This window comes from Flavobacterium sp. RHBU_24 (assembly GCF_046613695.1).
Taxonomy (GTDB): Bacteria; Bacteroidota; Bacteroidia; order Flavobacteriales; family Flavobacteriaceae; genus Flavobacterium.
In genome coordinates this window covers 1-539 of sequence record NZ_JBKJHD010000054.1, presented here as the reverse complement: position 1 = coordinate 539, position 539 = coordinate 1, and the positions used below count along the sequence as shown (strand labels likewise).

Genomic DNA, 539 nt, shown 5'->3' with positions numbered 1-539 from the left:
CGCTTCTTACGTGCAGGTAGTAGTTAACCCCGGGAACTAACGTATATGAAGGTATAGTGGTAGCCGTGGTAGTGGTTAAGGTTGTGCCGGCTACGGGATCGGTCGCAAACACGGTTAGCACATACTGATAGCCGGTTGGTGTGCTTGTTGCAGGCGCTGTCCAGCTAAGGGTAGCTGTATTGGGGCCTGTAGGGGTACCCGCAACAGCAGTAGGCGGTGCACATGTGCTACCGCATTGTATGTATCGTGTCCTATTGGTGTTTTGGGTGCCGCAGGCCGAGTTTGTATGGAAATAATAACGCAAGGTACCGCTGTTCTCGCCGGTATTCCAGGTTAATGGTGTGCTACCAGATGCCAGCACGGTAGTACCGGTACTGTTTGTTATGGTAATAAAGTCGGTAGTTACCGAACTTGAAAATATATAGGATGTATTTGCAGTTAAAACCACATTGCTGTATTCTCCCGCATAAGCGAATGGAGTGATGGACTCTGCACTTCCTGTACATGCAGGTGTATAACTTGCATCCGGATAAAGGACA

At 49.0% G+C, this 539-nt stretch carries 1 protein-coding gene; it reads right to left on the bottom strand.

From position 1 onward, the window contains the following. Positions 1-539: fibronectin type III domain-containing protein (locus tag ACLI09_RS18035; protein WP_411421037.1), on the bottom strand; the 539-nt coding region annotated here is incomplete at both ends.